This window comes from Streptomyces sp. NPDC005483 (genome assembly GCF_040606035.1).
GTDB lineage: Bacteria > Actinomycetota > Actinomycetes > Streptomycetales > Streptomycetaceae > Streptomyces.
Map to the genome: position 1 here is coordinate 54,384 of NZ_JBEXEA010000022.1, position 24,502 is coordinate 78,885.

Sequence of the window (24,502 nt, forward strand, 5' to 3'; positions counted from 1 at the left end):
CCGTCCGCGAGCCGTCAGTCCCGGCCGAACCGCTTCCGGTGCCGGACCACGTCGTGCGCCACGTCGAGCGCGCTGCGGCTGTGCGCGAAGGCGTTCGCGCGCAGCCGGGCCAGGGCCTCGTCCGAGTCGACGCCGAGCTGCACCATGATCATGCCGACGGCCTGGTACACCTCGTCGTGCGCGGCGGCCAGGCCGCTGAGCCAGAGGTCGTCGCCGTCGGGGCCGCTCTCCTCGCCCCGGGACAGGGCCGTCAGGGCCACCGTCATGACACCGGCCACCAGCTCGGCGACGCGCAGTTCACGCCGGGTGAGCTCACCGGGGACGTCGCGGTAGAGGTCGAGGGTGCCCACGCACACCGTGTCGTTGCCGAGCGGCATCGAGTACACCGCCCGTATACCGGCGGCGGTGGCCTCCTGGGCGAAGACCGGCCAGCGGCCCACGTCCCGGCCTGACGTCAGATCGGTGGCGACCACGACGGCGCCGGTCGCCGCGGCGGCCGTGCAGGGCCCGTCCCCCAAGGTGGCCTGGATGTCCGACAGTTGAGCGGCCCGTTCACTGCTGGCACTGAGCTGGACGGGCATGCCGTCGCTGCGCAGCGACACGCTCGCGCCGGCCACCGGCAGCAGCTCACACGCGGCCACGCACAGCTTGCCCGGGATCTCCGCGGGGTCGGCGCCCCGCACCCCGGCCGCGATCACATCGGAGGCCCGCACGTCGTGGTCCCGCGGGGGTTGGGGTGCGAAGGAGTCGGCGCCGGAGTCGCCGCCCGCCCCGGGGAACGGACCGGGCTCGTCGCCGTGGGCGTCGCCGCGGGCGTCCCTGGGCCGCACGGTCACCGCCTCCTTCGCCAGAGCGGGGCTGTCCGTCGTCGGCCCCCGGGCAGGCTCACCGGGAGCGGGGGGGGGCGCCGCTCTTGGCGTACCGCCCAGGGGCACCGCCCGGCTACCCCTCGTCCCCGGGGCGAAACGCCGGGGACCTTCCGGGGGCGGCCGGGCAGGCCACCGGGCACACCTGTGCGCGGGCCGTCACAGAGGGGGCTGTGCGGGTGCGGGGCCGAGGGTGGTGGTGCCGGGGGCCGTACGGTGCCCGAGGCCCGTGCGGTACGCGTCCAGTGCCGCCTCGACCCTTCCCGTACGGCGCAGCAGATCGCCCAGCAGCCGGCACAGGTCGGCCAGGTCACCGGCGGCGCCGGCCCGCTCCAGGAGGCTCAGGGCGCGGACGTAGTGCTCCTCGGCGGCCTCGGTGTCGCGGGCGTCCTCGGCGATGATCCCGAGGAGGCGGTGGGCGGCGGCGGAGTGCAGGGCGCCGCGTTCGGAGCTGAGGTCGCTGAGCACGTCGTGGAGAAGGGCGGCGGCCTCGTCGGACTTGCCGCGCCGGTGCAGCACGTCGGCGAGTTCGACGGCGGCCTGGCTGGAGTAGAGGGCGGCCCGCTTGGCGGAGAGCATGGCGAGGGCCTGCCTCAACTCGGCCTCGGCGCGCTCCAGTTCGCCGTTCTGGGCGTAGACGTATCCGCGCATCCAGTGGCAGTTGGCGAGTTCGGTGCGGATCTGGAGCTGCCGGTACAGTTCGGCGGCCTTGGCGAGGGAGGCGTCGGCCTCGGCGAGGCGGCCCTCGGCGAGCAGGGTGCGGGCGACGGAGCGGTGCATCCGGGCGACGAGGGCGGGGTCGCCGGACCGCGGGGCGAGGGCGAGGGCGAGTTCGGCTGCCTGGGCGGCGCGCGCGTGGGCGCCCATGTCCATGTAGGGGCCGATGACGCTCGCGTAGAGGAGGAGCAGGGCGTCGGGGTCGTGGAGGCCACCGCGGTTGAGCTCGTCGATGGTGGATTCCAGCAGGTAGACGGAGTAGCGGAGTTCACCGGTGAGGTAGTGGGAGAGGGCGCGTCCGCGCAGGGCGGGGACCCGGGCGGGCAGGGGCACGTCGTCGCCGAGTGCCTTCTCCGCTCGCTCGAAGTACTGCCGCGCGGCGCCGAGTTCGCCCGTCTCCACCGCGCACTCCCCGAGCCCGAGCAGGGCGGCGGCCCGCACCTCGGCGAGGTCGAGCGTGTCGGCCTCGGCGAGCAGAGCGGCGTACTGCGTGGCGGACTCCTCGGCCTCCCCGGTGGCGAGGGTGCGCTGGGCCTCGGTGAGGCGGAGCCGCAGATCGGTGACGAGACGGGCCGGACGGCCGGTCGCCAGTTCCTCGAAGCCGACGCCGAGGCGGTCGGCGAGATGCCGGAGCGCGTCGTCGGAGGGCCGTACCCGCCCGGACTCCAGGGTGGAGATGTAGGCCGGTGTGTAGGCCGGTTCGGCCAGCTGTTTCTGCGTCAGCCCGCGGTCGACCCGCAGCTGCTGCACCCGGCGCCCGATGACGCCCGGGTCGTCCCGCTCCGACATGGCCAACTCCCCAAGCCCCTCTTGCCGTTCGGCTCCCGCAGCCCCTAGGTTAAACGGTGTATTAACCCTGCTTAATACACCGTCACCGCCATGGGTACTCACCGCCACCGCTGCGAGGTCGCCGTGCTCGAACGCACCAGCACCACCGCGCGCTACGCCAGGGGGTTCGCCGCCGCGGTCGTGGCCGTGGCCACCCTGGTCCTCGCGGCCAACGCGGGGCCCGCGAAGGCGGCGGTGCGGCCGGCCGAGCAGGCCCGTCAGGTCCAGCAGGTCACCGGACACACCTCGGAATGAGACCGGCCCGGGACCGTCCTCTCCCGTCGGTCTCCGGGCCGGTGCTTCGTTCCTGGGGCCGTGGAGCTCAGAGCTGGAACTCCGCCGGCGGGACGCCGAGGGCCGCGCAGGCCTCCCTCAGGACCGCCTGTTCCGCCTGGGAGAAGTGACCGTCGGCGCCGGCGATGACGATGCCGGTCTGGATCACCGCGCGCGCCTCGGTGGGCTTCTTGGCGGCCTTGGCGATCTCCTGGAGCGCCTCGGCCTTGCCCTGCGGGAAGTTGCGGGTCAGCTGGTCCACATGCTTGTGGAAGCGGGTGCGCAGCTGCTCCGGCGGGAAGTTCTGCAGCACCTCGTTGCTGAGGATCAGGGACTCCATCTGCTGCATCTCGGCCGCGTCCACCTGGCCGTCCGCGGCCGCGACCAGGGCGCACATCGCCATGCTGGCGTCCCGGTAGGCACCGCTCTTCAGCTCGGTCTTCAGGGAGCCGAGCTGGGTCTTCAGCACGCCGACGAGCTGGGCGCGCGAACCGCCGCGCGAGCTGCCCTGTCCGTGCCCGCCAGTGTTCGTGCCGCGCCCGCCCTGCGCCTGCTGCTGCAGATTCTTGGCCTGGTCCTTGAGCCGGTCGAACAGTGCCATTGACGTCACCTCGGTACTCGTCTGAGTGATCTCATCCGGTCAACGGACACGCACGGGTAAAGGTTCCACCAAGTCACCTCAGCAGATCTCCCGGTACCCGGCGTCGGGAATCCCGCCTCGGGAAGGCAGCCCTCGTGATCGGCAGCGCCGCCGCCCTGGCCCGTCGGCATGGCGGGCAGCGCCGGCGCAGGCGTCCTGAACCGTTCCTGGTGACTGAGCGGGGGTGAGTTCTGTTGCCAGGTCTCGTGCTCGGCCGAACGCCCCGGACGGTGTGGGGCGTTCTGGTCACCCGCGTGCGCTCCGCGTCCGAGCGGCACGGATCGTGTCCGTGGCCCGGGGTCCGGAGTCCGGGGCCCGTGGTCCGGGGCCCGGGGTCCCGCGTCCGGGGCCCGTGGTCCGGGGCCAGCCCGGGGCCGGGGCCCGGGGCCCGGGGTCCCGCGTCCGGGGCCCGTGATCCGGGGATGCGGGGCCCTCCCGTGGTCAGTGGTCCGGGGATGCGGGGCCCGTGGTCAGTGGTCCGGGGATGCGGGGGCGGGCCCCCTCGCGCCCATGCCCCGCGGGTGCCGGGCCCGGCGCCTACGCTGCCCGCATGACGTCTGCCGCCGCCCGTACCGCGCTGGAGCTCACCGCCGACCTCCCGGTCCCCGGCCTGGAGGACTTCTACCGGGACCTGCACCGCCACCCCGAGCCGTCGTTCCAGGAGCACCGCACCGCGGCCCGGCTCGCCGAGCGACTGAAGGCGGCCGGGTTCGAGACGGCCGAGGGCGTCGGCGGCACCGGTGTCGTGGGTGTCCTGCGCAACGGCGACGGGCCCACCGTCCTGCTGCGCGCCGACATGGACGCGCTGCCGGTCGAGGAGCGGACCGGGCTGCCGTACGCCTCCCGGACGCCCGGGATGATGCACGCCTGCGGACACGACCTGCATGTGACCTGGCTCGCGGGGGCGGCGAGCGCGCTCGCGGAGGGCCGGGACGCCTGGTCCGGGACGCTGCTCCTGGTGGGCCAGCCCGCCGAGGAGACCGGCGGCGGGGCGGCCGCGATGGTCGCCGACGGGCTCTACGACCGTTTCCCGCGCCCGGACGTGCTGCTCGGCCAGCATGCCGTGCCGGGGCCCGCCGGGCTGTACCCGCACGTGCCCGGTCTGATCATGTCGGCGACGACGGATGTCGAGATCGTGGTGCACGGCCGGGGCGGGCACGGCTCACGCCCCGAGACGACGGTCGACCCGGTCGTCACGGCCGCCTACCTCGTCACACGGCTCCAGACGGTCGTCAGCCGGGAGATCAAGCCGCGTGAGTCGGCCGTGCTGACCGTCGGCCGGATCGAGGCGGGCACGGCGGCGAACATCATCCCCGCCACCGCCCGCATCTCCCTCAACCTGCGCACCCAGTCCGAGGCGGTCCGGGACCGGATGCTCGCCGCGATCCGCCGGATCGCCGAGGGCGAGTGTCATGCGGCGGGCTGCCCGCGCGAGCCCGAGGTGACCCTGGGCGGCTCGTTCCCGGTGACGGTCAACGACTCTGAGACCGACCACCGGATCGCCGCCGTGCACCGCGAGGTCTTCGGCGACGCCACCGTCTTCGACTCCGGCCCGGCGATGGGCAGCGAGGACTTCTCCCTGCTCGCGCCCGGCGAACTCCCGTACTCCTACTGGTTCGTGACCTCCACGCCTGCTGCTGTGTGGGACGCGGCGCCGGGCGCCGACCTGATGGAGAAGTTCGACGCCGTCCCCAGCAACCACAGCCCGCACTTCGCCCCGGACCTGTCGACGGTGGCACCGGGGGTGCGGACGCTGGTGTCGGGGGCGCTGGCGATGCTCGGCTAGAACGGCGTCGCCTGCAGCTCCCGCAACTGCTTCCGCACGTTCTCCAGTGCGCCGGGACGGCGGCCCGGGACGCGGGTGCGCAACTGGGCGAGCGGCGCGCCGAGTTCCTGGGCCCGGGACTTGTCGCGTACCTGGCCCCACTGGTGGTGGGCCCGGTCGACGGCCTTCTCCACGGCCGGCGAGTCCGGGGCCTGCCCTGCGGCCAGCCGGGTCTCGGCCACCGTCAGCCAGATCCGGCAGCTGCGCGCCGAGTCCCTGGCGAACATGGCGAGATCCGCCCTGACCTCGGACCAGTGCAGGGCCTGCTCGGAGGCGGGGCCGTGAGCGCGGGTGGCGGCCTGCTCGTGCGCGGCGGCGACGGCTTCGGCGTCCTTGTGCCGGCCGGCCTGGACGGCGGCGGTGATGTAGGTGTGGGGGTCCACGGGCTCCTGCTGGGGAGGCTGTGCCGGAACCACCCGCTGCTCCGGGGGAGTCTGAGGACGAGGCCGTTCAGGCCGGTGCGGGGGTACGGGAGCGAAGCCGCCCGGTGCGGCCGCCGGTACCGACGGCACGGTCAGCACCAGGTCCCCGTACGCGTCGCTGCCCAGCCGCCCGAACGCCTGCTGGTGCAACTCCGGTTCGGCGGGCCGGTACCCACTGCGCAGAATCGTCGCGATCGTCTTCATGTACGCCGGCACGGCCACCGTACGGCGCGACGGCGGCGGCGCGATCCGCCCGAACACCGCGTTGTTGCGGCCGGAGTCGAGCGCGTGCGTCCGCAGCCATCCCCATGTGTCGGCGTCGGCGTGCAGGTCGAGGAAGAGCGTCGTCGAACCCGGGGACCGCAGCCGGAACTCCTCGCGGATCCACTGCCAGGGCAGCGCGGTGTAGCGCACGGTGGCCGGGGTGGTGCGGGCCAGCGCCAGGTGGGGCAGGTGCTGGCGGCGGTCCAGGGCGAGCTGGCCGGCGACGAACACGGTGAGCGGGCCCGGGGTGGCCGCGACGGCCCGCAGGCGGGTGAGTACGGCCTGCGGTTCCAGCGGGTCGGCGAGCTCGACGACGTTGGCGGTGTCGGTGCCGGAGAGCACGGCCGGCGGCACCGCCGCGAGGACGGGAAGCGCGGACGCCGCGTCCACCAGACGGCTCTTGCCCACCGGTGAGGCGGCGAGCAGCAGCACGGTCCCGGGCATCGGTCCCTCCCCATCCCCCGTCGATCACTTACGGCAGCACGGTAACCGCTGCGGCTGCCAAGGGGAGTTCTCAGGACGGCAAACGTCCCTTTCCTGCCCGCTCGTCGGCCCTGCACACCGCGAAGACGGTGGTGTCGTCGAGCAGTCGTCCGCCGCAGTGCCCGAGGGTGCCGTCGCGGACGAGGGCCACCAGACGGCGGGGTTCGACGGCACGTGGGTCGGCGGCGAGGGCGCGGGCCACCTCGTCGGCGAGAGCGTAGAACTCCCCGGCGGGGTCGCGGGCCTCGGTGACGCCGTCGCTGGTCAGCAGGACGGTCTCGCCGGGGCAGGGGGACGCGGTGGACGGGCGGCGGGTCGTCGGCGGACAGGGCGGTGAGGCCCAGCGGGAGCCCGTCGGCGGCGAGCAGCGGCCGTACGCCCGACGGGCCGACCACCAGCGGCGGTTCGTGGCCGAAGACCATGGCCTCCACCACGCCGGTGTCGGCCTCCGGGAAGCCGAGCAGGACGGCGGTGGCGAAGCGGTCGCCGTCGTCGCGGCCGAGCGCGGTGACATGGCCGCCGTGCCGGCGCACCCGGATCTCCAGCCGCTCGGCGACCGTCGCGAGCGCGGGTTCGTGGTACGCCGCCTCACGGAACGTGCCGAGCAGCGCGGCGGCCGCCTCGACCGCGCCGAGCCCCTTGCCCTGGACGTCTCCGACGAGCACGCGGGTGCCGTGCGGGCCGGGCTGGATGTCGTAGAAGTCGCCGCCGACGCGGGCCTCGCTGTCGGCGGCGAGATACACCTCGGCGTGCTCCAGGCAGCCCCACACCGGCGGGAGCGGGCGCAGCACGGTACGGCGGGTGGTGTCGGCGACATCCCGCATGTGCAGCATGCTGCGCTCACCGCGCAGCTGTACCGCGCAGGCCAGGACGGCCAGGATGCCGCCCACGGCGACCAGGGGGCACCTCCCGCGCGAGGTTGTTCGAGCGTGGGGGAGAAGTCGGGGGCCGGACTGGTACTGGTGCGGCCAGGAGCTGTCGGCGACGACGTAGGTGACCAGGGCGAGCGCGGCGAAGACGGCGGTGGCGGGGACCTCGCAGATCGCGGCCGCGATGCCGGGGACCAGGACGACCCAGGAGATCATCCGGAACTCGGCGGCCGTGTTGTAGTCGATCACGGTGATCGCGACGAGCAGCAGGAGAGGCGGCACCCAGGCGACGGTGCGGCCGCGGACGCGGAGCACCTGTCCCCGGCCGACACCGCTCATGGGGCCGGCGAAACACGGTGGCCTTCTCGCCGCCATTCGACTTGCCAGGGCCCCTTCGCAGGTGTGCTCTGGTAGTCGGGGGCGTATCGGGGTGCAGAGAGAGGAGTGCTCTCATGGCTCATGCGGCACCCGCGGGCGGGTTCGCCCGGACACCCGATGTCTTCAGTGCCAGGGTGCACCTGGCCGCCAGGTACGGCATCCCGGTGGTGCTCGGGCTGGTCTACGGTTACTGGGCCGCGGCCAACCGCCGTGACGGCGGGCCGATCACCGGGTGGAACGTGCTGTTCGGCTGTGTCACCGCGGTCGCGTTCATCGTGCTGTGCATTGCCGTGGCGACGTTCGCCCCGCTGCTGAAGCGGGAACTGCACTCGGCCGTGAAGTCCGGCTTCGCCGGGGTGGCCGTCGGGTTCCTGTACAGCCAGACCGGAGAGAGCGTGCTGCGCTCGACGGCCCTCGGACTCGCGGTCGCGGCGGGGATCTTCGTCGTGTTCTTCTACCGCTACTACACGCACGAGGACGGCGAGGGGAACCGCATCCGCTGACGGGCGCGTGGGGGCCGCCCCGTGAGACACCCGCGTTCGAGTGAATCCTCCCTCGGAGGGCGCAATCCCCGGCTCCACGGCTCGCGCGTCCGCCCGCGACGGTTTTGCCTGGGAGGGTGACCTCCCGTCTCCGTGGCGCCCTGTCGGCCGCCCTGATCGCCCTGGCCTGCCTTCTGGTGCCCTTCGGCGCGCTGGCGGCCTGGGCGGCGTACGGCCTCGCCGACACGGGCCGGTACGTCACGGCGATGGCACCGCTCGCCACCGACCCCGCCGTGCGGGACAGCGTCGCGGACGCGGTGGAGGGCGAGGTCGGCGAGCCGGTACGGCCGTTCGTCCGCACCTTCGTCCGGACCCGGGCCTTCGGCACCGCGTGGGACGAGGGCAACCGGGCGGTCCACCAAGCGGTGTTGAGGGCCGTCCGGGAGGGCGGCCACCACGAGGTGACCGTGGACATCGCCCCCCTCGCCGCCCGGGTGGAGCACCGGGTCACCCCGCCCCGCACCGAGGTCGCCGTGCTCCCGGCCTCCGCACTGGACCGTCTCCGGAAGGGCTACGACGTGCTCGAAGTCGCCGGTTTCTGGCTGCCCGTCGCGGCCGCCGTCCTCGCCGTCGCCGGCATCGCGGTCGCCGCCTGCCGCCGCCGCGCCCTCACCGCCACCGCCCTCGGCACGGCGCTCGGCGGCGCGCTGCTGGGCCTCGCCGTCGCCGTGGGCCGCCATCTCACCCTGACCGACCTGCCCGACCCGGTGCGCCGCCCGGCCGCGGGCGCCGTCTACGACGCCCTGACGGACACCTTGCGCACGGTCTCCTGGCTGCTGGTGGCCGTCGGCCTTGCGGTGGCTCTGACCTGCTGGTTCACCGGCCGGTACGGCTTGCCGCGAGGCCCGCGAGGGTCCGCAGTGCCCGTTCCAGATCCGGCACAGCGGCCGACGCGAGCCCGAGCCTGACCGCGTCCGGGGTGCGGTTCGGGTCGACGGCGAAGGAGGGCCCGGGTGTGAGCGCGATACCGAGCGCCGCTGCGGCGGCGGTGAAGGTGTCCGCCCGCCAGGGGACCGGGAGTTCCCACCAGGCGTAGTAGGCGCGCGGATCGGACCGTACGGCGAACCCCTCCAGGCAGTCGGCCAGTACCCGCTGCCTGCGCGCCGCGTCGGCCCGCTTCCCGGCGACCAGCCGCGCCACGGTCCCGTCCACCGTCCACCGCGCCCCGGCCTCCAGCGCGAACCGCCCCGCACTCCACCCACCGGAGCGGACGGCGTCCGCCACCGCGTCCACCCGCTCTTCCGGTACGACGAGAAAGCCGACGGTGAGCCCGGGCGCGACCCGCTTGGACAGTCCGTCGACGACGTGGGTGAGGGCGGGGGCGTGCACGGCGAAGGGGTCGTCGGCCTCCGCCAGGAACGACCAGATGCGGTCCTCCACCACGGGGATGCCCAAGTCATCCACGACGGCGGCGAGTTGACGCCTCCGCCCGGCGCTCATGGTGACGGACGTCGGATTGTGCAGGGTCGGCTGGACGTAGAGGGCCGACAGGGGAGCGGTGCGGTGGGCGGCGGCCACCGCCTCGGGACGCAGGCCGTCCTCGTCCGTCGCCAGCGGTACCAGCGTGCTGCCGAGCCGGGCCGCGATGTCCTTGACCACGGGATACGTCAGCTCCTCGACGCCGACCCGGCCGCCCGGCCGCACCAGGGAGGCGAGGGCGGCGGCGACGGACTGGCGGGCGTTGCCCGTGAAGAGGATCCGGGACGGGTCGGGGCGCCAGCCGGGGGTGGCGAGCAGGGCGGCGAAGGCCTCGCGGGCGGCCGGTGTGCCGGTGGCGGCGGCCGGGCGGAGGGCCTCCGTCAGGACGTCCGGGCGCAGCAGGGGCGCGAGGGCGGCGGCGAGCAGCTCGGACTGGCCTTCGGCGGACGGGTAGTTGAGCTCCAGGTTGACGGGCGTTCCCGCGTCCTCGACGAGCCCCCTGCCGGGCCTGACGGGCGCGGTGGCCCGCACGAAGGTGCCGCGGCCCACCTCCCCGACGACCAGTCCCCGCCGGACGAGTTCGCCGTACGCCCGCTCCGCCGTCGACGCGGCGATCCCGTGCCGGCGCGCGAACTTCCGCTGCGGGGGCAGGCGTTCGCCCGGGCGGAGCCGTCCGGTGGTGATGTCGGCGGCTATGCGGTCGGCGATACGCCGGTAGTCGTGCACCAAGGCCCCCTGTGATTGCACTGAGGGCAAAGATCTTATTGCACCGAGAAGTCGGGCCGACCTAGGGTCGGCGTCATGACGGCGATCCCTCTGGTCCTGGTCCACGGCCACCCCTTCGACCACACGATGTGGCGCCCGCAGATCGAGGCGTTCTCCGCCTCCCGCCGCGTTCTCGCCCCGGACCTGCGCGGGTACGGCACCGCGGCGGCGCTACCGGAGGTCGAGCGGTTCGAGCGGTTCGCGCGGGACATCGAGGCGCTGCTGGACGAACGGGACGTGCGGACCTGTGTGCTGGCGGGCCTGTCCATGGGCGGCCAGATCGTCATGGACTGCTACCGGCTCTTCCCTGAGCGGATCCGGGGCCTGGTCCTCGCCGACACCTTCCCGGCGGCGGAGACCCCCGAGGGCGTGAAGGTCAGGCACGCCACGGCGGACCGGCTGCTGCGCGAGGGTATGGACGGGTACGCCGACGAGGTGCTGGAGAAGATGGTCGCGCCGTACGCCTCCCCCGAGGTCAAGGCGCACGTCCACCGCATGATGACGGCCACCCGCCCGGAGTCCGCCGCGGCGGCCCTGCGCGCCCGCGCCGCCCGCCCCGAATACCGCGAGCTGCTCACCCGGGTCACGGTCCCGGTACTGGTGGCCGTGGGCGCCGACGACACCTACACGCCGGTCGCGGACGCCGAGGCCATGCACGCGGTGCTCCCGGAGTCGGAGCTGCGCGTCTTCGACGGGGCGGCGCACCTGCCGAACCTGGAACGGGCGGGGGAGTTCAACGCCGTGCTCGGAGAGTTCCTGGCGAAGGTCGACGCCCGCTCGTAGGCTCGGGACGGTGACCCGCCGAAGACTCGGTATCTGGACCGCCGCCCTGCTCTTCGCCGCCGTGAGCGTGATCCTGGGCTGCCGGCTCGCCGACACGGACGGCATCACCCCCGTCCCCCAGCTCCTCGCCTTCCTGCCCTGGCTGCTCGCGCCCGCCGCGGCGGGGCTGGCCCTCGCCCTCCTCACCCGGTGGTGGCCCGGGACGATCTGGGCGGTCGTGGTCCTCGGGCTGCTGGCCTGGTTCATCGCGCCCTACGGCACGGGCAGCGAACCGGGCGGGCGGGTGCTCGCGTCGCTGGAGGTCCTCACCTCGAACGTCGAGTTCGGGCGGGCCACCGACTCCCTCGTCGCCGCGGTCCGCGAGGAGAAACCGGACGTCGTGTTCGTGGAGGAGTGCGAGTACGGCTGCTCGGCGACACTGCGCCGGTCCCTGTCCCAGGGCTATCCGTACCGGCGGTCCGTGGAGGGCGGCGGCTCGACAGGGTCCGTCATCCTCAGCCGCTTCCCCCTGAAGCCCGCCGCCGGGATTCCGGCCACGATGGGCATGCCCGGAGCCGTCGCCGACGTGCGCGGTCACGCCGTACGACTGCAACTCGCGCATCCGATGCCCCCACTGCCTGGACAACTGGACGTGTGGCGGCGAGAGTTGGGGAAGCTGCGGGACTTCGCGGCTGCCGCGGACAAGGCACCCACCGTCCTGGCCGGCGACTTCAACGCCTCCCAGGACCACGCGGCCTTCCGCGGGATCCTCGACACCGGACTGCGCGACGCGGCCCGCCTCGCCGGCTCCGGCCGCACGCCCAGCTGGCCGGCCCGCACCGCCCCGGCGATCGGCGCGCAGATCGACCACGTGCTGGTGTCGGCGGACTTCTCCGCGGGCGACGCCCGTTTCCTCGACCTGGCGGACACCGACCACCGTGCCCTGCTGGTGGACATCACACTGCACGGGCCCGGTTGACCCGGGTGCTCATAATGACCCCATGTCCCGCATCGGCCTCACCCCGCCCGACTGGCTGGTCCGGAACCTCCAACCCCAACACGCACCCCTCAACCGGCCCGCCGTGGCCCGCGCGGCGATCGCGATGACCCTCCCCCTCGCGATCGGCCTCTGGGTCGACCGGCCCCTGTACGGCGCCCTCGCCTCCATGGGCGCCCTGTCCGGAGTCATCGGCGACACCGCGGACGCGTACCGCATGCGGATCCTCAACATCGCGATCCCCCAGCTGTTCGGCGCGGTCGGCGTGACACTCGGCTCCCTGGTGTACGGCCAGGGATGGCTCGCCGTCTGGGTGGTCACCGGCGTCGCCCTCGTCTCCGGGATGATCTCGACGATCGGCGCGGTCGCCTCCGTCTCGGGCCTGCTCCTGCTGCTGAACTCCGTGGTGGGCGCGGGCCTGCCGATGCCGGGCGAGTGGTGGCTGGCCCCGCTCCTGATGACCGGCGGCGGGCTGCTCGTCCTGCTGCTGGCCCTGCTCACCTGGCCGCTCAGGTCCGGGGTGCCGGAACGGACGGCGGTCGCGGACACGTACCGCACGGTGGCCGACCTCATGGAGGCCTGCGGGCGCTCGCGGTACGACACGGCACGGCACACCGTCACCCAGTCCCTGAACCAGTCGTACGACCTCGTCCTCGCCCGGCGCGCCCGGCATCACGGTCGCAGCCCGGAACTGACCCGTCTGCTGGCCCAGTTGAACGCCATCACCCCCGTGGTGGAGGCGGCCCCGGCGGCCCACCTGTCCGGCAGACCGCTGGCACCGGAGATCCCTCAGGCGGTACGGCACCTCGCGCAGGCGGTGGAGACGGGGTACACGGGCCCGACGGGCCTGCAGCTCCCGGTCCCGATGACGGAGACCGCGCGAGCCGTCGACCACGCCCTGCGCCACGCGGCCGGGGTCGTCGCCGTACCGGACGTGGACCCGCGCGGCATCGACGACCGCCTGGGCCGCCCGGCCGCCCTCGGCGTCCGGGCCGCCCGCGCGGCACGGAACGTGGCCCTGTCGGCGGCGTCCTGGCGCTACGGGCTGAGGCTGGCCCTGTGCATCGGGCTGGCCCAGGCGCTGGTCTCCAGCGTCCCCGTGCCCCGCTCCTACTGGGTGGCCCTGACGATCACCTTCGTGCTGAAGCCGGACTTCGGTTCGGTGTTCTCGCGGGCCCTGCTGCGGGCGCTGGGCACGGTGGCCGGGCTGGTGGTCGCGGCGGCGGTGCTCTCGCAGGTGCCGCGCGGCTGGTGGGACGTGGCGGTGATGCTGGTTCTGGCCCCGCTGATCCCGGCGCTGACCCCGCGGGGCTACGGCTACCAGACGGCCGCCATCACCCCGGTGATCCTCCTGTTGTCGGACGTCCTCAACCACCAGGGCACGGCCCTGCTGATGCCCCGCCTGCTGGACTCCCTGATGGGCTGCGGAATCGCCCTGGTCGCGGGCTATCTGCTGTGGCCGGAGAGCTGGCACACGCGGGTGGGCGACCGGTTGGCGGAGGCGGTGGCGGACACGGCCCGCTATGTGGAGTCGGCGTTCGGGGATCCCGCGGCGGGCGCCCGGACGCGACGCCGCCTCTACCGCGACCTGTCCGTCATCCGCACGGAGTTCCAGCGCGCGCTGACCGAGCCGCCGCCCACGGGACGCAGGGCGGCGGCGTGGTGGCCGCTGGTGGTCGCGGTGGAGCGCATCGTGGACGCGACGACGGCGGCGCGGGTGCGGGTACGGCATGGGGCGGCTCCGCCGTCCGCCGCGGAGGTGGAGCAAGTAGTGCTCCAGCTTCGCGAGTTGGCGGACGGCTTGCGGAATGTGGAGACCCTGTACGCCGTCCGCACGGACCTGACAGGCCCAGCGGGCAGCGTTTTGGAGCCACTGAGGCAGGAGGTCGCAGCGGCAAGGGCGATCACCGGATCTCCCTAGGGGCGCGGGGCCGTGTCGATCTGCGGCTCCGCCGCGTGGGCGCGACCAGCCACAACGGCGCCGCAGCCGCTATACGCCGATACCGCCCCCATCCTTGCGCCATACGGCAACGACAGCCGGCCGTACGATTTTCCCCGGCCCGTCAGGCCACGTACTCGCCGGCGTCTCCACACTCGCCCCGCTGATCTCCCCCGGATGCTGCACAGCCACCAGTACCCGCCGCTCCTGCACCAGCGGACCGCAGGTCTCCGCCCCGGTCGGCACCGTCAGGAACTGCTTCAGCTCCCCCCGCCGTTCCCCCTTCGTGGCCACGCCGAACAGCCCGTCGTGCGACCCCAGCTGGTTGCCGTCCGTGGAGATCCACAGGTTGCCGTGCGGATCGAAGGCCACGTTGTCGGGGCAGGAGATGGGGCTGACGTCGTCCTTCGGGAACCCGGCGAAGTAGGTGGCGGGGTCCTGCGGGTCACCGGCGACGAGGAACAGCGTCCAGGCGAACCTCGTGCTGTCGGCCCGGTTCCAGCGCTCGCTGAGCTCCAGGATGTGCCCGTGCTTGTTCGCGTTGCGGGGGTTGGCCTCGTCGGCGGGGGCGTTGGTGCCGACACCGCGGTTGGTGTTGTTGGTGAGGGCGACGTACACCTTGCCGGAATGCGGGTTGGGCTCGATGTCCTCGGGCCGGTCCATCTTGGTCGCCCCGACCTCGTCGCCCGCGAGCCGGGTGAAGACGCAGACCTCGTCGGCGGTCATGCCCTCGACGTGCGACACGGCGCCCTTCGCCGTGGCGGTGACCAGCGGGATCCACTCGCCGCTGCCGTCGAACTCCCCGTCGGCGGGCAGCTTCCCGGTCCCGTCGATCTCGAGGGCGGGGGAGTCGCCGGTGAGCCGGGCGACGTAGAGCGTCCCCTCGTCGAGCCGCGAGAGGTTGTGCTCGCGCACGGCCCTGCCGCTGCCGTGCTTCATCCGCTTGCTGCCGACGAACTTGTAGAAGTAGTCGAACCGCTCGTCGTCCCCGGAGTACACGACCGGCCGCCCGTCGTGCGTGAGCCGCACGGTCGCCCCCTCGTGCTTGAACCGGCCGAGCGCGGTGTGCTTGCGGGGCGCGGCGGAGGGGTCGTACGGGTCGAGCTCGACGACGTACCCGAAGCGGTGGACCTCGTTGGGCTCCTGGGCGACGTCGAACCGCTTGTCGAACCGTTCCCACTTGCGCTCGCTGGCGCCTGTCCCGATCCCGTACCGCTTGTCCGTCGCCCGGCCGGCGCCCGCGAAGTACTGGTTGAAGTTCTCCTCGCCGTGCAGGGTGGTGCCCCAGGGGGTCGTCCCGCCGGAGCAGTTGTTGAGCGTGCCCAGCACCTTCCGGCCGGTCGGGTCCGCGGAGGTCTTCAGCAGGTCGGACCCGGCTGCGGGCCCGGTCAGCCGGAACACGGTGGTGGCGGTGACGCGCCGGTTGAGGTGGTGCCGGGGTACGACGGTGAGCGCGCCGTTCCTCTTGTTCTCCTCCACGACGACAGCGGACAGCCCGTGCGCGGCCCAGGCGATCTCGACCTGCTCGCGGGTCGGATTCGCGGCGTCGTAGCCGCGGAACATGAGGACCTCGTCGGTGTACTCGTGGTTGGCGACGAGCACCTGGCGGCCGCGCTCGCCCGGGAGGGGCAGCAGCGCGAGGAAGTCGTTGTTGTACCCGAACTGGCCGGCCTGGGCGGCGGCGGTCTGCCTGTCCGGGTCGAAGGCGGGGGCGCCGCGCAGGATGGGCTCGCCCCAGCGGACGACGACGTTCTGGGAGTAGCCGGCCGGGATGGTCACGGTGTCGGCGGTGTTGGGCGCGACGGGGGTGAACCGGAGCCCGCGGGCGGCCCTGCCCTTGGCCGCCGCTGCGGCTGCGGCTTCGGCCGAGGGGGCCGTGACGACGGTGCCCGCGGTACCGGCCGCGGCGGCGACGGTCACGACGGCGGCGGCACGCATCATCGAACGGCGGCTGAGCGCGGTGGCGATGACGTCGCCGACGTACGGGTTGGCGGAGGTGTTGGGCGCCGGGTGGAAACAGGCGTCACCACACCGGAAACGGCAGGTCAGGGCGGACCGACCGCCAGGATGCGACTCGTTCGACCCGTGATGGGCGCTGATCAACGGCAGCCGTGTGCGCACTTTTACTCTCCCCTTGCTTCCCCTTGAAGCTCGCTTGACGGACGGTAGGTGCGCGTCCGTGCGAGAGCGGGGCGGGGCGGTGAACTGTGGATGAACCCGGGGTGGACGTAGCGGAGTTGACGTCCCGCGTGGGTGAAGTCCGGAAGTAGGTCTTGACGCCCCGGGCTCTGACCACCCGCCCCTGCCCAAGATCGCAATCCGGTGCCGCTAACCTTACGTGTCCGTCCTGGCCAGGGATTGACGGGCTACAACTCATGCGAAGGGTTGCGCACATGGGCATTCTCACTCTCCTGCGGAACGCGTTCAGCGGCCGATCACGCAAGGCCGCTGCCACCGAGGCAGAGGGTGCGGTTCCTTCGCAGGAGGCGACGGCACCGAAGCTTCCGTCCCCGGCGACCGAGCCGACCCCTCCGACGGCGACGCCGTCACCTGCGGCGGCCGCGGTTCCCGAACCCCGCACCGCCACGCTCTCCACCGAGTCCGAGCACGAGCTGGTCGCGGCCGCCTTCGACAAGGTGACCGTCCCGGCGCAGGGGGCTTCGACGGAGGAGGACGCGAAGGCAACGGAGCCCGAGCCGGCGTCGGCCGAGGAACCGGTGACCGAGACCGAACCGTCCACCGAGGAGCCGAAGGCAGAGCCCGAGGCGTCCGACCAGCAGCAGCCCGCCGACGAGGCGACGGCGGAGGAGCCGGTCGCCGAGAAGAGCGCTTCCGAGGAGCCGGTGGCTGAGAAGCCGGCCGTCGAGGAGCAGGTCACTGTGGCCGCCTCCGAGAAGGCCACGCCCAAGGACCCCGTCTCCGAGACGCCCGCCGCTGAAGAACCGGCGCCCGAGGAGCCCGTCGCAGAAGCGGAACCGGCCGCAACAGCCGAGGCAACCCCCGAGAAGACAGACGCTGAAGAGCCGGCCGCCGTGGCCGCCTCCGAAGAGCCCCTCTCCGAGAAGGCCACGCCCCAGGACCCCGCCCCCGAGACGCCCGCCGCTGAAGAGCCGGCGCCCGAGGAGCCCGCCGCAGAAGCGGAACCGACCGCAGCAGCCAAGGCAACCCCCGAGAAGAGAGACGCTGAAGAGCCGGCCGCCGCGGGCGCCTCCGAAGAGCCCCTCTCAGAGAAGGCCACGCCCCAGGAGCCCGCCCCCGAGACGCCCGCCGCTGAAGAACCGGCGCCCGAGGAGCCCGCCGCAGAAGCGGAACCGGCCGCAGAGGCCAAGGCAACCCCCGAGAAGACGGACGCTGAAGAGCCGGCCGCCGTGGAGGAAGCAAAGCCGCAGGCCGCGAAGGCGGAACCGGCGGTCGAGCCCGAGCCTGAAGCCGCTGCGGAGGCCGAGGCCGCCGTGGAACCGGAACCGGCAGCCGAGGCCGCCCCCGACGCCGAGCCCGAAGCGGCTCCGGAGCCCGAGACGGTCGTACCGCCGAAGACCGAGCCGCAGCCGGCCGCCGAGGTCACTGCCGCGGCCGCCGACGGCGAGGACGCCCCACAGGGGCCACCCGCAGACGACGACGAAACCGTCACGGGTGGTGCGGGTGGGAACGCAAAGGCCGTCCCCTCCACCCTCCGCACGGCCTACGACGCCGCCGAAACCACCCTCTCCACTCACGACCTCACCGGCACCACCGCGAAGACGTACCTCGTACTGGACCGCTCCGCGAGCATGCGCCCGTACTACAAGGACGGCTCCGCCCAGGCCCTCGGTGAGCAGACCCTCGCCCTCGCCGCCCACCTGGACCCCGAGTCCAAGGTCCACGTCGTCTTCTTCTCCACCGAACTCGACGGCACCGGCGAGCTCACCCTCACCGACCACGAGAACAAGATCGACGAACTCCACGCCGGCCTCGGCCGCATGGGCCGTACCAGCTACCACGCGGCCGTCGAGGAAGTCCTCGCGCACCACACCAAGGAGTCCCCGGACACCCCCGCCCTGGTCGTCTTCCAGACCGACGGCGCCCCGGACGCGAAGACCCCCGCCACCCAGGCCCTCACGGAGGCGGCGAAGACCCACCCCAACGTCTTCTTCTCCTTCGTCGCCTTCGGTGACCCGGAGAACAAGGCCTTCGACTACCTCCGCAAGCTCAAGCTCGCGAACACGTCCCACTTCCTCGCGGGCGAGACCCCGAAGGAACTCACGGACGCGGAGATCTACGAGGGCATCCTGGCGAACTGGCGCCCGTAGTAACCGGTACGACCACCATCACGGGGCCCGGAAATCACCGGGCCCCGTTCCCGTACCGCCAGTACGCTTCCGCCCATGACGTACTACGTCTCCACCCCCATCTACTACGTCAACGACGCTCCTCACCTGGGCCACGCCTATACGACCGTCGCCGGCGACGTGCTCACCCGCTGGCACCGTCAGCGCGGCGAGAGGGTGTGGTTCCTCACCGGCACCGACGAGCACGGCCAGAAGATCATGCGGACCGCCGAGGCGAACGGCGTCAGCCCGCAGGAGTGGTGCGACAAGCTCGTGGGGGAGGCATGGAAGCCCCTCTGGGAGCACCTGGAGATCGCGAACGACGATTTCCTCCGCACGACCGAGAAGCGCCACACGGACCGTGTCCAGGAGTTCGTCCAGGACCTCCATGACAAGGGCGAGATCTACCAGGGCGGCTACGAGGGCCCGTACTGCGTCGGCTGCGAGGAGTACAAGCTGCCCGGCGACCTCATCGAGGCCGAGGACGGCACGCAGCTGTGCGCCATCCACAAGAGGCCGGTGGAGCTCCTCAAGGAGGAGAACTACTTCTTCAGGCTGAGCCGGTACGGCGACCGGCTCCTCGCTCACTACGAGGCGAACCCGGACTTCATCCAGCCCGAGTCGGCACGCAACGAGGTCGTGAACTTCGTACGCCAGGGCCTCCAGGACCTCTCCATCTCGCGCTCCACCTTCGACTGGGGCGTCCCGGTCCCCTTCGACGACAAGCACGTCATCTACGTCTGGATCGACGCCCTGCTGAACTACGCGACGGCGGTCGGCTACAACGAGAACCCAGCGAAGTTCGAGAGCACTTTCCCCGCCGACGTCCACCTCGTCGGCAAGGACATCCTCCGCTTCCACGCGATCATCTGGCCCGCGATGCTGATGGCACAGGGCCTCCCGCTGCCCGGGAAGATAGCGGCCAACGGCTGGCTGATGGTCGGCGGCGAGAAGATGTCCAAGTCGAACCTGACGGGCATCAAACCCCAGGACCTGACCTCCCACTTCGGCGTGGACGCGTACCGCTGGTACTTCCTGCGCGCGATCGCCTTCGGCCAGGACGGCTCGTTCTCCTGGGAGGACTTCTCCGCCCGCTATACGAGCGAGCTGGCGAACGACTACGGCAACCTCGCGTCACGCGTGGCCGCGATGGTCGGCAAGTACTTCGGCGGCGTACTGCCCGAGCCCTCGGCCCCGGGCGACGCGGAGAAGGCGATCCAGGCCGGGCTGGCGCGAGCCGCCACCGAAGCCGACCGGCGCATCGGTGACGACCTGGACTTCCAGGGCGGAATCCTCGCGGTCTTCGACTTCGTGAGGCAGGTCAACGGCTACCTCACGGAGCAGGAGCCGTGGAAGGTGGCCAAGGACGGCTCACCGGAGGGCCGGGCGCGCCTTGCGACCATCCTCTACACCGCCGCGGAGTCGCTCCGCGCGGTGGCGGTCCTCCTCCACCCGGTCATGCCGGACACCTCCCGCAGACTCTGGGACTCCCTCGGCGCGGAGGCGTCCCTGGGCGCCCTCGCGGACCAGAAGGCCCAGGAAGCGGGCGAGTGGGGCCGGCTCCGCCCCGGTGCGACCGTCACAAAGGGCGCGGTGCTCTTCCCTCGCCTGGAGGAGAAGCCGAGCGCATAGTGGCTCAGGACTCGGGCTCGGCCAGCCAGGAGGTCGACTGGCCCGTACGACCGGCGATCGTCTCGAAGTCCCGGTCGTGGTGGAGCAGGGTCAGGCCCGACAGCTCGGCCGTGGCGGCGAGGAGCAGGTCGACCGGTCCGGCGGAACGGTACTCCCCGTTGTCGGTGAGGAGTTGCTGAACCTCGCGGGCACGCTGGTAGATGCCGTCGGGCATGAGGGTCCAGCTGAACAGTTGCCGCAGTTCCTCCTGGATGCCTTCCCGGTCCGCTCGGCCGCGCGCGGAGAAGAGGATCTCCAACTCGGTCAGATCGCAGAGCGCGACCAGTCCGTTGTCGAGCAGTTGCCCCCACTGCTCGTCGTACGCATCGCTGCTGAGCAGGCGCACGGCAGCCGAGGTGTCGACCAGATACGAGACATCGCTCATCGTCGGTAGTTCCTCTTGTCCAGGAGGATGTCGAAGTCGCCGCGCGCCCCCCTCTCACGGAGCTTGGCCAGCGCTATGGCCCGGCTGCGCCGCTTGGCGACTTCCAGCAGCGCGGTGTTGACGGTGTCCTTCTTGGTCTTCGTGCCGAGCAGGACCTGGGCTTCCGCCAGAGCCTCGTCGTCGACCTCGATGAGCAGCTTCGACATGACGGACCTCCCATATATAGACGACCTGAATCAGATATATACCACCGGTCCTGGCAATCCTCCCGGTCGACTACGATTTCAGAGTTCGTACGACAGCCCGGCCCCGCAGCCGGCAGCGACCTGGGAGCAGCCCCCGATGGCTCGACACCTCATCACCAGCGCCCTTCCGTACATCAACGGGATCAAGCACCTGGGCAACATGGTGGGGTCCATGCTCCCGGCGGACGTCTACTCCCGTTACCTGCGCCAGCGCGGCCACGACGTCCTCTACATCTGCGCGACGGACGAACACGGCACCCCGGCGGAGCTGGCCGCGAAGGAGCAGGGGCTCCCGGTCGCCGAGTTCTGCGCGCAGGCGCACGACGCGCAGAAGGCGGTCTACGACGGCTTCGCGCTGGCCTTCGACTACTTCGGCCGCAGCTCCAGCGAGCAGAACGTCGAGATCACCCAGCACTTCGCGCGCCGCCTCAACGAGAACGGGTTCATCGAGGAGCGGGCGATCCGCCAGGTGTACTCCCCGACCGACGGCCGCTTCCTCCCGGACCGCTACGTCGAGGGCACCTGCCCCCACTGCGGCTACGACAAGGCCCGCGGCGACCAGTGCGAGAACTGCACCCGGGTCCTCGACCCCACCGATCTGATCAACCCGCGCTCGGCGATCTCCGGCTCCACCGACCTGGAGGTCCGCGAGACCAAGCACCTCTTCCTCCTCCAGTCCAAGCTCCAGCACGAGGTCGAGGAGTGGGTCTCCCGGCACGAGGACGACTGGCCGCAGCTGGCCTCCTCCATCGCCCGCAAGTGGCTGACCGAGGGCCTGCACGACCGCGCGATCACCCGTGACCTGGACTGGGGCGTCCCCGTCCCGTCCGACACCTGGCCGGAGCTGGCGGCGGAGGGCAAGGTCTTCTACGTCTGGTTCGACGCTCCGATCGAGTACATCGGCGCGACGAAGGAGTGGGCAGACGCTGCGCGAGACACAGACCCGGAGAACCGGGACTGGAAGTCCTGGTGGTACGAGGCGGACGACACCGTCCGCTACACCGAGTTCATGGCGAAGGACAACGTCCCCTTCCACACGGTGATGTTCCCGGCCACCGAGCTCGGTGTGCGCGAGCCGTGGAAGAAGGTCGACTACGTCAAGGCGTTCAACTGGCTGACGTACTACGGCGGGAAGTTCTCCACGTCCCAGAAGCGCGGCGTCTTCACCGACCAGGCCCTGGACATCCTCCCGGCCGACTACTGGCGCTACTTCCTGATCGCCAACGCCCCCGAGTCGGACGACTCGTCCTTCACCTGGGAGCACTTCACCTCGACGGTGAACAAGGACCTCGCCGACACCCTCGGCAACTTCGTCAACCGCGTCCTGTCCTTCTCGAAGAAGCGCTTCGGCGAGGAGGTCCCGGCGGGCGGTGAGCCCGGTGAGGCGGAGACGCGGCTCGGTGAGCAGATCGCCGGGCTCCTCGCGGAGTACGAGTCCCAGATGGAGGCGCTCCAGTTCCGCAAGGCGGCGGCGGCGCTGCGCGCCCTGTGGTCGGCGGGCAACTCCTACCTGGAGGAGAAGGCCCCCTGGCTGGAGATCAAGACCGACAAGGACGGCGCCGCGCTGACCCTGCGTACCGCGATGAACCTGATCCACCTGTACGCGGTGGTCTCGGAGCCGTTCATCCCGGCGACGGCGAAGGCCATGCGTGAGGCGTTCTCCCTGGAGGGCGACACCGCCTCCTGGGTCACCGCCGACGAGGCCCGCGCCCTCACCGCCCTCACCCCCGGCACCCCCTTCATCGTCCCCCCGGTCCTCTTCGCCAAGCTGACGGACGAGGACCTGGAGACGTACAAGGAGCGTTTCGGCGGCTCCCCGGAGTAGTCACGGAGTGCTCCCGGAGTGATCCCGGAGCAGTTTCCGGGCAGTCCGGATACCGACCCGGGCATCGCCGTGTCCGCGCCAAGCCGTATGGTTTGCGCCATGGCCGTGCCCGGTGTCATTCCTGTCGCCTACGAGCCGAGGCACCGCACCGAGACGATCGGGCGGTACGCGGAGGGTCAGTTCCTGGCGTCGATCACCTATGCCTTCCCCGAGGGATTCCACCTCGAGGAAGGCTGGGAAGAACAGAAACGCCTCTATGCGGTGCTGCACACCTTCGACGCGGAGGGCAATTACCGCGACTCGGACATCTGGTGCGCCGGCACCTGGGGGGAGCAGCAGCGCGACCCGAGCGGCGACGCCTCGCCCCTCACCCGCGCCCAGGTCCACCGGGCGACCCTGCTCCGCAGCCTGCCCCGCCGCTCCTACACGGACATCGCGATCCGCCCCTTCAGCGTCACCCACGAAGGCGTCCGGTTCGGCCTGGTGATCCGCGAGGACGAGGGCGAGCAGTGGGCGGAGCTCTACCCGGACCGCCTCGCCTTCGCGGAACCGTGGGACGGGACCTACGACACCTGAGCGGTGCGGCCGGGTACCACCTCGGTGCGCGAGGGCCGGGGGCTCGTGGTCACCCGGCCCTCGCGCGTCTGTGGTGCTACTGGAGCACGCCCGCCCCGGTCGTCGTGGCCAGCGCCGTCGGCAGGTTCTTCACCGCGGAGGCCGACGACTCCAGGCCCGCCGTCAGGGTCGGGGTCCAGTTGACCGTCGTCTTCAGGTCCTTGGACGACGCGGCGTTGTACGCGGCGACCAGGTCCGTCACCGTGCCGTTGACCTGGTTGCCGGAGCCCGCGATCGCGCCCGTGCCGTCACCGCTCAGGAGCTTCGACACCTTCACCGTGGACGGAACCTTCCAGTAGTTGTCCGCCGCGACGACCTGGGCCTTGGCACGGGAGTTGATGCTGTACTGCAGCGCGTAGCCGTTCAGCGTCGTCACGTCGTAGAAGTTGTCGTAGATGTGGATCTGGCCGACGCGGGACAGCGGCGCCCGCTGGACGATTCCCTTCCACACGTTGTGGTGGATCGACACCCGCAGCTTGCCGCTCGGCTCGCTGTCGCTGCTGCCGATCAGCATCGTCTTGTCGTGGCTGGTGAACTGGTTGCGGGAGACGGTCACCAGGTCCGAGCTCTTGGTGATGTCCAGCTCCCCGTCGTGGATCTGGTACTCACGGCCGAAGTACTTCGGGTTCGTGGAGTCCAGGTGCGGCGCGTCGGTGAACGAGTTGTGGTCCGCCCAGACGTGGGTCGCGCCGCGCAGGGTCACCGAGTCGTAGTTGGAGTTCCAGTTGCCCGTGTCGCCGTCCGTCGGGTCCCACTGCGGGAAGCAGTCCTCGGTCGCGGAGAAGGCGAGGTTGCGGACGATGACGTTGTTGACGTTCTGGATCTGGAGCATGCCGCCGGAGATCCCGGCCTTCGTGCCCGGCACGCCCACGATCGACGTGTTGGCGGGCACCTTGAAGACGATGTTCGCGGCCTGCTTCTTCTGCGCGGCGGCCCGCGCGGTCTCCTGCGTGCCCGACGGCAGCTTCGAACGGCCGTAGGTCGCCGGGTCGAACGCCTTCAGGTACGACATCAGCGAATAGCCCGTCCCCGACGCGTAGTTGGCGCACGTCAGCTTCTTGCCGGCGTCGTCGGTGTTGGCGTCGATCGTGCCCTTGACCTTGATGATCCGCGGGGTGGTGTCGGACGCGGACCCCAGCGCCTTCACGAGCTGCGCCCGCGTGGAGACGGTGAAGGTGTGCGCGGAGTCGGCCTTGGTGCCACCGGTCGTGCCCGCGCCGGAGGACGCCCAGCCGTCCTTCGCGGCGAGCGTCTGGTGGTACAGGTCCACGGCCTGGGCGTTCGCGTTCATCACGACGGCACCGGCGCCGACGCCCGCGGCCACCACGGCGGCGGAGACGACCAGGGTGCGGCGGTTGCGGAGGGACCGGCGGTGGGAGGCAGAGGCCACGGGGAGTTCCTTACGAGCGGCGGTGGGACATGTGCGTTTCGTGGAGCACCGGTGAAGGCGCTTCCGTCCTCAAGT

The 24,502-nt window shown here is 71.9% G+C and carries 20 protein-coding genes and 2 pseudogenes; 11 read left to right on the forward strand and 11 right to left on the reverse strand.

Annotation, left to right across the window (positions count from 1 at the left end; genetic code table 11):
• Nucleotides 1-14: 14 nt before the first annotated feature.
• Nucleotides 15-836: a GAF and ANTAR domain-containing protein gene (locus ABZT06_RS34470; protein WP_355750065.1), complete on the reverse strand. Its 822-nt coding sequence runs from the start codon at nucleotides 834-836 to the stop codon at nucleotides 15-17.
• 189 nt (nucleotides 837-1,025) lie between these two features.
• On the reverse strand, nucleotides 1,026-2,372 hold the full coding sequence (locus tag ABZT06_RS34475; RefSeq protein ID WP_355750068.1) for a tetratricopeptide repeat protein: 1,347 nt from the start codon (nucleotides 2,370-2,372) through the stop codon (nucleotides 1,026-1,028).
• A 90-nt stretch (nucleotides 2,373-2,462) separates the two neighbouring features.
• Here ABZT06_RS34475 and ABZT06_RS34480 point away from each other — a divergent pair, with 90 nt between their 5' ends.
• Nucleotides 2,463-2,666: a hypothetical protein gene (locus ABZT06_RS34480; RefSeq protein ID WP_355750238.1), complete on the forward strand. Its 204-nt coding sequence runs from the start codon at nucleotides 2,463-2,465 to the stop codon at nucleotides 2,664-2,666.
• A 67-nt stretch (nucleotides 2,667-2,733) separates the two neighbouring features.
• Here the strand turns inward: ABZT06_RS34480 and ABZT06_RS34485 are convergent, their stop codons facing one another.
• Nucleotides 2,734-3,285, reverse strand: coding sequence for a tellurite resistance TerB family protein (locus tag ABZT06_RS34485; RefSeq protein WP_355750071.1), 552 nt, complete (start codon nucleotides 3,283-3,285; stop codon nucleotides 2,734-2,736).
• A gap of 212 nt (nucleotides 3,286-3,497) precedes the next feature.
• Nucleotides 3,498-3,623 (reverse strand): annotated as a pseudogene (locus tag ABZT06_RS34490) (transposase); the annotation flags it as partial.
• A 251-nt stretch (nucleotides 3,624-3,874) separates the two neighbouring features.
• Here ABZT06_RS34490 and ABZT06_RS34495 point away from each other — a divergent pair.
• On the forward strand, nucleotides 3,875-5,110 hold the full coding sequence (locus ABZT06_RS34495; RefSeq protein WP_355750074.1) for an amidohydrolase: 1,236 nt from the start codon (nucleotides 3,875-3,877) through the stop codon (nucleotides 5,108-5,110).
• On the opposite strand, the gene ABZT06_RS34500 is transcribed toward ABZT06_RS34495, so the two are convergent.
• Together ABZT06_RS34500 and ABZT06_RS34505 are read right to left on the reverse strand one after the other, a co-directional pair.
• On the reverse strand, nucleotides 5,107-6,279 hold the full coding sequence (locus ABZT06_RS34500; protein ID WP_355750077.1) for a hypothetical protein: 1,173 nt from the start codon (nucleotides 6,277-6,279) through the stop codon (nucleotides 5,107-5,109). The genes ABZT06_RS34495 and ABZT06_RS34500 overlap by 4 nt on opposite strands.
• Before the next feature lie 70 nt (nucleotides 6,280-6,349).
• A pseudogene (locus tag ABZT06_RS34505) lies at nucleotides 6,350-7,526 on the reverse strand (PP2C family protein-serine/threonine phosphatase).
• A 113-nt stretch (nucleotides 7,527-7,639) separates the two neighbouring features.
• Here ABZT06_RS34505 and ABZT06_RS34510 point away from each other — a divergent pair.
• Both ABZT06_RS34510 and ABZT06_RS34515 read left to right on the forward strand, forming a co-directional pair.
• Nucleotides 7,640-8,068 (forward strand): hypothetical protein, encoded by a 429-nt coding sequence (locus tag ABZT06_RS34510; protein WP_355750080.1) that lies wholly within the window; start codon nucleotides 7,640-7,642, stop codon nucleotides 8,066-8,068.
• Nucleotides 8,069-8,184: 116 nt separating this feature from the next.
• Nucleotides 8,185-9,015, forward strand: coding sequence for a hypothetical protein (locus ABZT06_RS34515; RefSeq protein WP_355750083.1), 831 nt, complete (start codon nucleotides 8,185-8,187; stop codon nucleotides 9,013-9,015).
• On the opposite strand, the gene ABZT06_RS34520 is transcribed toward ABZT06_RS34515, so the two are convergent.
• Nucleotides 8,924-10,252: a PLP-dependent aminotransferase family protein gene (locus tag ABZT06_RS34520; RefSeq protein ID WP_355750086.1), complete on the reverse strand. Its 1,329-nt coding sequence runs from the start codon at nucleotides 10,250-10,252 to the stop codon at nucleotides 8,924-8,926. The two genes, ABZT06_RS34515 and ABZT06_RS34520, sit on opposite strands and share 92 nt — an antisense overlap.
• A 75-nt stretch (nucleotides 10,253-10,327) precedes the next feature.
• On the opposite strand from ABZT06_RS34520, the gene ABZT06_RS34525 reads away from it, so the two are divergent.
• Genes ABZT06_RS34525 through ABZT06_RS34535 form a run of 3 tightly spaced genes read left to right on the forward strand, consistent with a single transcriptional unit; the run spans nucleotide 10,328 to nucleotide 13,971 of the window.
• Nucleotides 10,328-11,074 (forward strand): alpha/beta hydrolase, encoded by a 747-nt coding sequence (locus ABZT06_RS34525; protein ID WP_355750089.1) that lies wholly within the window; start codon nucleotides 10,328-10,330, stop codon nucleotides 11,072-11,074.
• 10 nt (nucleotides 11,075-11,084) lie between these two features.
• Nucleotides 11,085-12,032, forward strand: coding sequence for an endonuclease/exonuclease/phosphatase family protein (locus ABZT06_RS34530; RefSeq protein WP_355750092.1), 948 nt, complete (start codon nucleotides 11,085-11,087; stop codon nucleotides 12,030-12,032).
• A 22-nt stretch (nucleotides 12,033-12,054) separates the two neighbouring features.
• Nucleotides 12,055-13,971, forward strand: a complete 1,917-nt coding sequence (locus ABZT06_RS34535) for an FUSC family protein (protein ID WP_355750095.1) — start codon at nucleotides 12,055-12,057, stop codon at nucleotides 13,969-13,971.
• A gap of 69 nt (nucleotides 13,972-14,040) precedes the next feature.
• On the opposite strand, the gene ABZT06_RS34540 is transcribed toward ABZT06_RS34535, so the two are convergent.
• Nucleotides 14,041-16,110, reverse strand: a complete 2,070-nt coding sequence (locus ABZT06_RS34540; RefSeq protein ID WP_355750098.1) for a PhoX family protein — start codon at nucleotides 16,108-16,110, stop codon at nucleotides 14,041-14,043.
• A gap of 272 nt (nucleotides 16,111-16,382) precedes the next feature.
• Here ABZT06_RS34540 and ABZT06_RS34545 point away from each other — a divergent pair, with 272 nt between their 5' ends.
• Entirely contained in the window at nucleotides 16,383-18,278 is a 1,896-nt protein-coding gene (locus tag ABZT06_RS34545; protein ID WP_355750101.1) for a VWA domain-containing protein, read from the forward strand.
• Between the two features lie 75 nt (nucleotides 18,279-18,353).
• On the forward strand, nucleotides 18,354-19,928 hold the full coding sequence (metG, locus tag ABZT06_RS34550) for a methionine--tRNA ligase (RefSeq protein WP_355750104.1): 1,575 nt from the start codon (nucleotides 18,354-18,356) through the stop codon (nucleotides 19,926-19,928).
• A gap of 4 nt (nucleotides 19,929-19,932) precedes the next feature.
• Here metG (ABZT06_RS34550) and ABZT06_RS34555 read toward each other — a convergent pair whose 3' ends face one another.
• Both ABZT06_RS34555 and ABZT06_RS34560 read right to left on the reverse strand, forming a co-directional pair.
• The gene (locus tag ABZT06_RS34555) at nucleotides 19,933-20,352 is read right to left on the reverse strand and encodes a PIN domain nuclease (protein WP_355750106.1); all 420 of its coding nucleotides are present in this window, start codon (nucleotides 20,350-20,352) and stop codon (nucleotides 19,933-19,935) included.
• Nucleotides 20,349-20,558: a type II toxin-antitoxin system VapB family antitoxin gene (locus tag ABZT06_RS34560; protein ID WP_164312127.1), complete on the reverse strand. Its 210-nt coding sequence runs from the start codon at nucleotides 20,556-20,558 to the stop codon at nucleotides 20,349-20,351. The genes ABZT06_RS34555 and ABZT06_RS34560 overlap by 4 nt, the downstream gene beginning before the upstream one ends.
• A 136-nt stretch (nucleotides 20,559-20,694) precedes the next feature.
• Between ABZT06_RS34560 and metG (ABZT06_RS34565) the strand changes: the two genes are divergently transcribed.
• Complete coding sequence (metG, locus tag ABZT06_RS34565) at nucleotides 20,695-22,422, forward strand: methionine--tRNA ligase (RefSeq protein WP_355750110.1); 1,728 nt, start codon at nucleotides 20,695-20,697, stop codon at nucleotides 22,420-22,422.
• Between the two features lie 99 nt (nucleotides 22,423-22,521).
• On the forward strand, nucleotides 22,522-22,998 hold the full coding sequence (locus ABZT06_RS34570; protein WP_355750113.1) for a hypothetical protein: 477 nt from the start codon (nucleotides 22,522-22,524) through the stop codon (nucleotides 22,996-22,998).
• A 76-nt stretch (nucleotides 22,999-23,074) separates the two neighbouring features.
• Here ABZT06_RS34570 and ABZT06_RS34575 read toward each other — a convergent pair whose 3' ends face one another.
• Complete coding sequence (locus ABZT06_RS34575) at nucleotides 23,075-24,427, reverse strand: polysaccharide lyase family 1 protein (RefSeq protein ID WP_355750116.1); 1,353 nt, start codon at nucleotides 24,425-24,427, stop codon at nucleotides 23,075-23,077.
• Nucleotides 24,428-24,502: the final 75 nt, after the last annotated feature.

What these genes read in the sequence shown, in the direction of transcription:
- ABZT06_RS34510 (WP_355750080.1), top strand. Translation starts at nt 7,640, where the DNA reads ATGGCTCATGCGGCACCCGCGGGCGGGTTCGCCCGGACACCCGATGTC.
- ABZT06_RS34480 (WP_355750238.1), top strand. Translation starts at nt 2,463, where the DNA reads ATGGGTACTCACCGCCACCGCTGCGAGGTCGCCGTGCTCGAACGCACC.
- ABZT06_RS34495 (WP_355750074.1), top strand. Translation starts at nt 3,875, where the DNA reads ATGACGTCTGCCGCCGCCCGTACCGCGCTGGAGCTCACCGCCGACCTC.
- ABZT06_RS34570 (WP_355750113.1), top strand. Translation starts at nt 22,522, where the DNA reads ATGGCCGTGCCCGGTGTCATTCCTGTCGCCTACGAGCCGAGGCACCGC.
- metG (WP_355750104.1), top strand. Translation starts at nt 18,354, where the DNA reads ATGACGTACTACGTCTCCACCCCCATCTACTACGTCAACGACGCTCCT.
- ABZT06_RS34475 (WP_355750068.1), bottom strand. Translation starts at nt 2,372, where the DNA reads ATGTCGGAGCGGGACGACCCGGGCGTCATCGGGCGCCGGGTGCAGCAG.
- ABZT06_RS34525 (WP_355750089.1), top strand. Translation starts at nt 10,328, where the DNA reads ATGACGGCGATCCCTCTGGTCCTGGTCCACGGCCACCCCTTCGACCAC.
- ABZT06_RS34555 (WP_355750106.1), bottom strand. Translation starts at nt 20,352, where the DNA reads ATGAGCGATGTCTCGTATCTGGTCGACACCTCGGCTGCCGTGCGCCTG.
- ABZT06_RS34560 (WP_164312127.1), bottom strand. Translation starts at nt 20,558, where the DNA reads ATGTCGAAGCTGCTCATCGAGGTCGACGACGAGGCTCTGGCGGAAGCC.
- ABZT06_RS34500 (WP_355750077.1), bottom strand. Translation starts at nt 6,279, where the DNA reads ATGCCCGGGACCGTGCTGCTGCTCGCCGCCTCACCGGTGGGCAAGAGC.
- metG (WP_355750110.1), top strand. Translation starts at nt 20,695, where the DNA reads ATGGCTCGACACCTCATCACCAGCGCCCTTCCGTACATCAACGGGATC.
- ABZT06_RS34485 (WP_355750071.1), bottom strand. Translation starts at nt 3,285, where the DNA reads ATGGCACTGTTCGACCGGCTCAAGGACCAGGCCAAGAATCTGCAGCAG.
- ABZT06_RS34535 (WP_355750095.1), top strand. Translation starts at nt 12,055, where the DNA reads ATGTCCCGCATCGGCCTCACCCCGCCCGACTGGCTGGTCCGGAACCTC.
- ABZT06_RS34545 (WP_355750101.1), top strand. Translation starts at nt 16,383, where the DNA reads ATGGGCATTCTCACTCTCCTGCGGAACGCGTTCAGCGGCCGATCACGC.